5 protein-coding genes are annotated in these 9,271 nt (G+C 57.5%); 2 read left to right on the top strand and 3 right to left on the bottom strand.

Annotated elements, in window-relative coordinates; translation table 11 throughout:
- Nucleotides 1-20: 20 nt before the first annotated feature.
- Genes AC5RE1_RS02265 through glpA form a run of 3 tightly spaced genes read right to left on the bottom strand, consistent with a single transcriptional unit; the run spans nucleotide 21 to nucleotide 4,149 of the window.
- On the bottom strand, nucleotides 21-1,259 hold the full coding sequence (locus tag AC5RE1_RS02265) for an anaerobic glycerol-3-phosphate dehydrogenase subunit C (protein WP_103633642.1): 1,239 nt from the start codon (nucleotides 1,257-1,259) through the stop codon (nucleotides 21-23).
- 11 nt (nucleotides 1,260-1,270) lie between these two features.
- On the bottom strand, nucleotides 1,271-2,521 hold the full coding sequence (gene glpB / locus AC5RE1_RS02260) for a glycerol-3-phosphate dehydrogenase subunit GlpB (RefSeq protein ID WP_103633604.1): 1,251 nt from the start codon (nucleotides 2,519-2,521) through the stop codon (nucleotides 1,271-1,273).
- Nucleotides 2,518-4,149 (bottom strand): anaerobic glycerol-3-phosphate dehydrogenase subunit GlpA, encoded by a 1,632-nt coding sequence (glpA, locus tag AC5RE1_RS02255; RefSeq protein ID WP_179370436.1) that lies wholly within the window; start codon nucleotides 4,147-4,149, stop codon nucleotides 2,518-2,520. Before glpA ends, glpB begins: the two co-directional genes overlap by 4 nt.
- Nucleotides 4,150-4,475: 326 nt before the next feature.
- Here glpA and AC5RE1_RS02250 point away from each other — a divergent pair, with 326 nt between their 5' ends.
- Together AC5RE1_RS02250 and pepN are read left to right on the top strand one after the other, a co-directional pair.
- Nucleotides 4,476-6,527, top strand: a complete 2,052-nt coding sequence (locus AC5RE1_RS02250) for a M13 family metallopeptidase (RefSeq protein WP_219585793.1) — start codon at nucleotides 4,476-4,478, stop codon at nucleotides 6,525-6,527.
- Between the two features lie 182 nt (nucleotides 6,528-6,709).
- Nucleotides 6,710-9,265: an aminopeptidase N gene (gene pepN, locus AC5RE1_RS02245; RefSeq protein WP_219585792.1), complete on the top strand. Its 2,556-nt coding sequence runs from the start codon at nucleotides 6,710-6,712 to the stop codon at nucleotides 9,263-9,265.
- The last annotated feature ends 6 nt before the right edge of the window (nucleotides 9,266-9,271 follow it).

The following is a 9,271-nucleotide window of genomic DNA, read 5'->3' as shown; positions in this document are numbered from 1 at the left end:
CACTCGCCTGTATTCAACGTTCAGCTATGCAAGCCGTACGCCTTGTGGATCAGCCAGATCGGGTGAACAACGTTCGCACCCGTTGCGGTGCGCAACTGCCAACGGCACGTTTCCGTGTCGCACGCGGCCAGTTCAACGTTGACCTGCTTGATGAAGTCGAAGACAGGCTTTCCGACTGCCTGGGCAATGTCGTACTTTTCCTTTTTCATGCCGTAGGTACCAGCAATACCGCAACAAGGCTGGTTCGATTCCTTGACCTTCACACCGGGGATCAGTTCCATCAGTTCGACGGCCGGAAGGCCGAGACCCTGAGACTTCAGCTGGCACGGTGCATGGTAAGGGATGGTGATGTCCATCGGCTGGAAGTTCAGATCCAACTCGCCCTTTTCGTGCAGGTGCATGAGGAATTCGCAAATGTCCCACATACGCGAGCCCACGTCCTTCAGCTCCGGAGTATCCATCTCGAGGATCTCGTTTGCCTCATGGCGGAGCATGCCCGCACACGAACCGGAAGCGGAGATAATCGGCGCGTTGCGATTGGCCTTGCGCAGATCGTTTGTCAGCTTCGAGACGTACTTGCGGGACTCGTCGTACAGGCCGTTCGACTGCAATGCCAAACCACAGCAGCCGTGTGGCGGAACCAGAACCTCGTACCCGAGGTACTCGAGAACCTGGACCGAGTGGATCGACGTTTCGACCTCGAAGTACTGGCCTGCGCAACCGTGGAAGAAGATGACCTGGCCCTTGCGTCCAGAACCTTCCAGCGGCGTGTGCTTCTTGAACCAGCCTTCGAAGGTGCGACCGGCGGCCTTCGGCATCGGTGCGCTGCGGTGAACGCCGATGACTTTTTCCATGGCAATACGGATCGGCTTCACATCGAGCGCCCAGTTCGCGATCGGAGCAACCGGGGTCATGACGGTACCGATGAAACCGGTACGACCAATCAGGTGATCGCGAAGCGGAATGCCCTTTTCCTTCTTCATGTCGGTGCGAGCGTGGTGGATCATCTCGGTGACCTTCACGCCCTGCGGACAGACCAGCGTGCAAGTGCCGCACGACGAGCAGTAATCGATCGACGAATCGACGATCTGCCCTGCCTTGCGGTAGCGCTCTGCCTGCGGGCCGGAGTACTTCGGGCCCGGGAACAGATCGGTCACGCGCATGACCGGACACTGGGTTTCACAGATCGTGCACTTGACGCAGGAGTCGAGGGTGGAGCGCAGACCGAAGTCTTCGTCGGTCAGGGACAGTACGTTCATTTCTTCGATGGTCACTTCAGGCTCCCAAGGATCGAATCGGCGGCGCGGAGTGCGGAGGCAAGGGCAATGCCTTCACCTGACTTTTCGCGCCAACGGGTTGCGCCAGCCAGGTTTCCGCCGGCTGCGTAAACGTTGGTGTAGACGGGCTTCTTGGCTGCGTCCAGCGGGTGCATCTCATCGTCAACGTCAAGGCCGGCGAGGAAGATCGGCTGGTCGCTACCCCAGAAGTCACCGTGGAGAAGCTGGCCCTCAGCGCCGAGAACCGGCAGGCCGAGGATCGTTTCGGTGACCTTCCCGTAGGAATCCATATCGAGTGCGCCGGATTCGAAACCGCCACCAGCGAGGATGACATTCTTCGTTTCGATGCGCGTCGAGTGACCGGCGGTCCCGATCGTCACGGCGGTGACATTCTGGCCGTCAGTTTCGATGCCCTTCACGGCAGACCCGAGAATGAAGCGCGCTTCAGCCTTCACTAAAGCGGTCAGGACCTGGTTCATACGCATACCGGGGATTGATGGCGGTTGCATCGGGATCTCGAAGACCTTGTGTCCGAGCTGGTCAGCAATGTCTTTCCAGGCGTTCAGGTCATCGAGACCAAGCACGGCGGGAAGGCCGATGATTTCACCTTCGCGAACGTGAGGCTTGATGGCCTCAACCAGCTTGGTGCGCTTCTCGACTCGATCCAATGTGCGCGCATGGTTCGTACCGGTCGTATCGGCCTCGTCTGCACGCATCTCGACGTCGACGATCAACGAACGCGCCTTGATCGGTTCGCCATTCGGTGTGGTCTGGCGCGAGAGGTTTTCGGCAGCGAGGGTCGGGTAGAAATCCTTCAGTCGACGCAGACCGACGATCAGGTACGAGGCTCCGTCTGCAGGAATACCCGCTTCCATCGAGGGCTGGTACAGGCTCGTCGGACGGAGCGCACCGATCGCGGTCGGAAGCACAACGTTCTTTTCGGGATCGCCAACCAAAAGGTCAGGACCCAGGACATCCTTCAACCAGTTCGCGCTGTGAGCAATGAACTCGGGAGTGAAGTGCGTGTACGGGTGCGTCGGACGCGAGGAAATGTGCTCGGAGATCTGAGCGATCGGAGCATCCACGCGAGACTCGGAGTATCCGAGAATATCGACGGTGCCCTGGCCAAGCTGCAAACCGCCAAGCCCCTTCGTTACAACCGTGACCGAAGCGCCACCGCGAGCAAGATAAAGAGCTGCGGTAAGACCGGCAAGGCCAGCGCCAATAACAACGGCGTCTCTCATCGGGCGTCCTCCTTATTCTCGGAAGCTGATGCAGGAAAGACAAATTCCTCGCCAGGCTCGCCTTGCGCCATCGGCAGGTGCTCGACATCGAGCATGCCTTCATGAATCCAGTTATCAAGCGCTGCCTGACGTAGCTGCTTGCCGTAGGTGATCGGCCATAGACCAATCCAACGGTTCTTCAAGAAGGTCTTGAACAGTTCGTTTGCCTTCTCGGAATCGATATCTCCACGTTCGTGAGCGATACCGGTTGCACGCTGGGAGCAGAAGCCACCCTGGCAGGGGCCCATGCCGAGGCGAACCTGACGACGAACGTCATCAAGCTGACCGCCCGGCAAAGCATCCATTGTGTCTTCGAGCATCTTGCGGGTGACCAGTTCGCATTCGCAGATGATCTGATCGTGGCTGGGGGCCGCGTTCTTGTGCTCGATGTCGTGTAGGCGGTGGCCGATGGTGTAGAGCTTCGGCGATGCGGTCGGGACTGCTTCACCGGCGGTCTTGCACTCGCGTTTCTCGCCCATTTCTTCACACATGATGTCGACGATGCGCTCTGCCATCAGACGGTAGGTCGTGAGCTTGCCACCGGCGATGGTAAGCATGCCGTAGACGCCGTCACGCGAATTATGGTCGATGACCGACATGCCACGAGCCATGTGGCGCGTGTCGGTTGCTGCAACACGCGAATCCTTGACCAGCGGTCGGGCACCTGCCCACGCGTGAACCGCGCGAGCCTTGCGGAAGCCGGGAACCATTGCTTCGCCAGCATCGAACATCTGCTGAACCTGATCGGCGGGGATCGTCAGCTTGTCCGGGTCGTCTGCCTTGAGGTCCGTCGTGCCGATGATGCACACCGGGTGGTCAGGAACGATGATGTCGCCGTCGGCTGGCCAGATGCAGCGGTTGAGCACCGTCTGGGTCAGGCGGAAGTTCATTGCAATCATGATGCCGGCGCCGGGGACGACGTCAACGCCGTGACAGTCAGCCATCGCGGCAATCTGACCGGCCCAGGGGCCACCACAGTTCAAAACGAACTGACATTCGATGCGAGTGTCTTCGCCGGTGCGAACGTTGTGGACGATGACTGCGCTGATGCGGTCACCTTCGCGTTCGATCTTTGTGACCTTGTTGTAGGTCATCACCTGTGCGCCGTAAGCCTCTGCGGAACGGATTGCGCCCCAGACCATCTGCCAGCCGTCGACGGAGCCGTCGAGGACCTCGAATGCACGCTTGAGCTTGGGGTCAAGACGAGGCTCACGCTTCAGTGCCTCGGCGACGCTGATTTCCTGTGCCGGCACTTTTGCCGCGGCAGCGCGCTCGAGGAATTTATCTGCGTATTCTTCGTCGTCTTGCGAGGTAACCACGAACAGGCCACCGGTTGCTTCAACTGCGTTTGAGTTGATGCGCTTAACGATTTCGTTTTCTTCTGCACACTCGGTTGCTGACTCGGGGTCGGACGCGATGTAGCGTCCACCAGAGTGGAGCAGTCCATGGAAGCGGCCAGAGGTACCTTGTGCGATGTCGAATCGTTCAACGAGGACGGTTCTAAACCCTCGCATTGCAACGTCACGGACGACACCGGCTCCGGTGGAACCACCGCCAATGACGACAACGTCAGTGTTGATCGTCTTCACCATTCGTTCCCTTCACATTTTCGCTTCGGGCTTGCACACAGCTAGCCCCTTCGCCTCTTCAATAGTGCCTTGCCTCCCCTCATTTGATTGCATTGTTCAACCCCTATGCACAAATGTTCACAACTTAGGCGTACCTCATTTTCCATTCGTAGAGAAACGCCGGAAACCTGCGCTTTTCAGGTGTGAAATGACAGATTTTCACATAACGAATGATTCGGAATTCGCACTCGGATCTGCCAGGAAAGAGCTGGGGGGCACATGGCCCCTCCGACCACTCCCCTGTTTTCGCAAAGCGATATCTACATGCTCTGCCATACAGTTAGCGCATGAGCGAAAAGATTCTGGCGCGAGTCCTAGAAACCGCAAACATCGATTCCAACGTCCGTGCGCAGGACGATTTTTATCGTCACGTCAATGGACACTGGATTGCAACGCATGAAATCCCCGCTGACCGGCCGATCGACGGCGCTTTCCACGCGTTGCGTGATCTTTCCGAAGAACGTGGTCGGGATATTTGCAACGATGCTCTTGCCGGCACTCTTGATGACACGGACGCCACTCTTATTGCTACCCTCTGGGGTGCATTTATGGATGAAAACGCGATTGAGGAAGCAGGCATTACTCCCCTGTTTCCCTTCTTCGAGGCCATCGATCACGTAACTACGCGCGAAGAACTTGATGAATTGACTGGCACGTTGATGGCCGGTGGCGCCGATTCTTTCTTTGGGGCCTACAGCGGTACGCATCCGCATAATTCCGATGCGCGCATTATGACCTTTGTCCAAGGCGGAATAGGTCTTCCGGACGAGGCCTACTATCGCGAAGATTCATATGCACCCATCCGCGATGCCTACGTTTCTCACCTCGAGAAACTCGCATCGTTGGCCGGTATTGGTGAAAACTCTGCCCGGGTTGCGCGCCTGATTATGGATCTCGAAACGCGTTTTGCTTCGCATCACCGCAGTGCCGTGGATAACCGCAATCCCCTCCTGTCTGATAACCAGATGACGTGGCGCGAATTTGTTGCCAGTGCGCCTGGGTTCAATTGGGATGCGTGGGCGCGCGGCCTGGGTTGGCAGATCGGGGACGAGGCCCAGATCAGCGTGTCTCAACCCGATTTCTTTGCCGGATCGGCGCAGATTTGGGGCCAGACTCCGATCGAGGATCTGAAGATCTGGTCAAAGCTCTCCGTACTGGATGCGCGGATCGGTCTGCTTTCTTCGGAGTTTGTCGAAGAAAACTTTGATTTCTATGGCCGTACCTTGTCAGGCACACAGGAACTGCGACCTCGTTGGAAGCGTGCACTCGGCCTCGTTGAATCTGTTGCCGGCGAATCGCTGGGGCGCATCTGGGTGTCACGACACTTCCCGCCAGAGTCCAAGGAACGCATGGATCAGTTGGTCGAAGGGCTATTGAATGCCTACGGCGAAGCAATCACTACATGTGACTGGATGGGCGAAGAGACAAAGAAGCGGGCGCTTGAAAAGCTCGCAACCTTCCGCCCGAAGATTGGGTATCCACCGAAGTGGCGCGACATGTCGGGGCTCGTCATTGAACAGGGTGATTCTCTGGTTGACGCCGTGACAAAGGCCTACCAGTTCGAGACCACGCGAGAACTACGTAAGCTCGATGAGCCAGTCGACCGCGACGAGTGGCTGATGACTCCTCAGACGGTGAACGCTTATTACCACCCTGCGATGAATGAAATCGTCTTCCCTGCCGCGATCTTGCAACCACCGTTCTTCGATCCCGAAGCTGACGATGCAGTGAACTTTGGTGCAATCGGCGCAGTTATCGGACACGAGATCGGGCACGGCTTCGATGACCAGGGCTCACGGTATGACGCTCAGGGCAACCTTGAAAACTGGTGGAGTGACACCGACCGCGAGCTCTTCGAGCAGATCACGAGCAAACTGGTCGAACAGTACGACACACTCACTCCCCTAGATTTGGCTCAACTTGCGGTCTATGATCTGGATGCCGGCGAAGATACGCAGGTGGAAGAAGAGTCTTCACCTGTTCCAACGGTGAATGGTGCACTGACCCTGGGCGAGAATATTGGCGACCTTGCTGGTCTGACGATTGCATGGAATGCGTGGGTTGCCACGTTGAGTGAACAAGGCTTAACTATTGATTCTGCCCCGGTGATTGATGGTCTGAGCGGAGCCCAACGCTTCTTCTACGCGTGGGCACGAGCGTGGCGAACCGCGTCACGCCCAGAGTTTGCTCTGCAGATGCTGGCGATCGATCCTCACTCGCCCGCAGAGTTTAGATGCAATCAGATTGCACGCAATATGGATCAGTTCCACGAGGCCTTCGATGTCTGTCAGGGCGATCACATGTGGCTTGATCCCTCACAGCGTGTTCACATCTGGTAAAACTCCGCTTCATTTCTACCGTGGCGAACAGCCATCGGTCTGGGACTATTCCCCGTTCACGACTGATCACTCTGGCGGGTCATGCTTGCTTTTTCATTGTCAAATGTGCGTCAAAGGTCGTTCAGTGAAAAGATAGGATCAAGTATTTCTTTGTTTACGTTCCTCTGAATTGAAAGGGCATCATGCCGGGATTGAACCTTACCCGCGAAGAAGCAGCGACACGCGCGGAGATCCTGTCCGTTCACCACTACGACATCACGCTGGATCTGACGCGTGGCGCCACTGATTTTGGTTCCACGACGCGCATCGAGTTCGATGCGACCGCCGGCGCCTCGACCTTCGCTGACTTAGTTTCAAACAACGTCCGTTCGATTCGTCTGAATGGTCAGGAAATCCCCACCGAGGCTCACACTGACCACCGCATCGCGCTGGACGATTTGGCTAAGCACAACGTTCTTGAAGTTGAAGCTGACTGCCAGTACATGCACACCGGCGAAGGCCTGCACCGTTTCACCGATCCGGCTGACGGCGAAGACTACTGCTACTCCCAGTTTGAGGTTCCGGATGCTCGCCGCGTCTACACGACCTTCGAGCAGCCTGATCTGAAGGCAACCTTCACTCTGACCGTCAGCGCTCCCGCTGGCTGGCTGGTGTTCTCGAATGCTCCGACTCCTAAGCCCGAGGTTGATGGCACGACGTGGATCTACCGTTTCGCTGAAACTGAAAAGATGTCGACGTACATCACCGCGATTATTGCTGGCCCGTACAAAGGCGTTACCGATTCACTGGTGTCCTCTGACGGTCGCACAATTGATCTGGGCGTGTACTCTCGCGCGTCGCTGGTCGAGCACCTCGACACTGATCGCATCATTGACACGACCCGCAAGGGCTTCGCTTTCTTCGAGAAGCAGTACGGCATCGCCTACCCCTTCACGAAGTACGATCAGATCTTCGTTCCTGAATACAACGCTGGCGCAATGGAGAACGCGGGCTGCGTGACCTTCCGCGATTCCTACGTGTTCCGTACTCGCCCGACTGCTGCTCAGCTTGAGACCCGAGCCAACACGATTCTTCACGAGCTCGCCCACATGTGGTTCGGCGACCTGGTGACGATGAAATGGTGGAACGACCTCTGGCTGAACGAATCCTTCGCTGAGTTCATGAGCCACCTGGCTCTCACTGAGGGCACCGAGTTCACCGATGCATGGACAGGCTTCATGCTCCGCAAGGACTGGGGCTTGAAGCAGGATCAGCTGCCCACGACTCATCCGATTAAAGCTGAAATCCGTGACCTCGCGGACGTTGAGGTGAACTTCGATGGTATTACCTACGCAAAAGGTGCATCCGTTCTGCGTCAGCTGGTGTCCTACGTTGGCCGCGAAGGATTCTTCACCGGTCTGCACGAATACCTGACCGCTCATTCCTACGCGAACGCGACGCTCACCGACCTTCTGGGTGAACTCGAGAAGGCTTCAGGCCGTGACCTCAAGGCATGGTCGAAGGTCTGGCTGGAAGAAGCAGGCGTGACCCTGCTCCGCCCCGAAATCAACGTCGACGACAACGGCACAATCTCCGAACTCGCTGTTGTGCAGGAATCCTTCTCTGAAGGTTCCTCGTTGCGCCCGCACCGCATGGCCGTCGCCGGTTACTCGGCCACTGAAGATGGTTCTTTGAAGCAGGTCTTCCGGCAAGAGCTCGATGTTGACGGCGCACGCACCGTTGTTCCTGCTGCCTCTGGCCTTGCTCGTCCCCAGCTGATTCTGCTGAACGACGGTGACCTGGCATACGCGAAGATCCGCATGGACGCCGAGTCCCTCGAGTTCGCAACAAAGAACATTGCGTCGATCACCGATTCGCTGACCCGTGGCGTCATCATGGCGTCCGCATGGGATATGACCCGCGATGGTGAGATGTCGGCACGCTCCTACTTGGATCTTGCTCTTGCGGCGATCCCGGGTGAGACGAATATGTCGATGCTCCAGCTGACGATCCGTCACATCGAAGAAGCAGTTCGTACCTTTGTTGCTCCGGCCGAGCGTCAGGCTGCCCTCGAAAAAGTTGGTGGCGCACTTCTGGACCTTGCTGTTGCAGCTGCTCCGGCATCAGACGAACAAAACATACTGATCCGCGCAGCCGCTCACGGTGCTACCACCGCCGAGCAAGGCGAGCAACTCCGAGCAATCTTCGCAGGTGAAAAGGTTCTTGAAGGCCTCGATCTTGACCTTGATTGCCGTTGGGTACTGCTGATCGCACTGGTTCGCCTGGGTCTTGCCGGCGAAGCAGAGATCGTGGCTCTCGAAGCTGAAGATGGCACGATGACCGGCCACCAGAACGCAGCATGTGCTCGCGCAGCCGTGGAAGACGCAACCGTCAAGCGCAACGTCTTCGACGCGGTCATGACGGATCTGTCGATCCCGAATGACACTCGCTGGGCTATGGTTTCCGGCTTCTGGACGCAGGCTCGCACAAACCCGGCTCTGTACACTCAGTTCGTTGCCGACTACTTCAACCTGATCGAACGCGTGTGGGCAGAGAATACATTCCACACTGCTGAGGACATCGCGATCCTCATGTTCCCGACCGACATTGCTGGCTACGCCGAAGGCGTGGACATCGTCGCTGCCGGGCAAGAGTGGATCGCGTCGCACACCGAGGTGTCCGCTGCTCTGGTTCGCATCATCCGCGAGCGCGTTGACGTTGCTCGCCGCCAGATTGAAGCTCAGAAGGCTGACGTCTGATTCAGG

The sequence above is a fragment of the Actinotignum sp. usb-actsch-rep-73 genome (genome assembly GCF_059082735.1).
The sequence above is the reverse complement of the archived record's forward strand: the minus strand, read 5'-3'. Positions and strand labels throughout refer to the sequence as shown.

Excerpts from the sequence above, each read along its gene's own strand:
- pepN (WP_219585792.1), top strand. The coding sequence starts at position 6,710 with ATGCCGGGATTGAACCTTACCCGCGAAGAAGCAGCGACACGCGCGGAG.
- AC5RE1_RS02250 (WP_219585793.1), top strand. The coding sequence starts at position 4,476 with ATGAGCGAAAAGATTCTGGCGCGAGTCCTAGAAACCGCAAACATCGAT.
- AC5RE1_RS02265 (WP_103633642.1), bottom strand. The coding sequence starts at position 1,259 with ATGAACGTACTGTCCCTGACCGACGAAGACTTCGGTCTGCGCTCCACC.
- glpB (WP_103633604.1), bottom strand. The coding sequence starts at position 2,521 with ATGAGAGACGCCGTTGTTATTGGCGCTGGCCTTGCCGGTCTTACCGCA.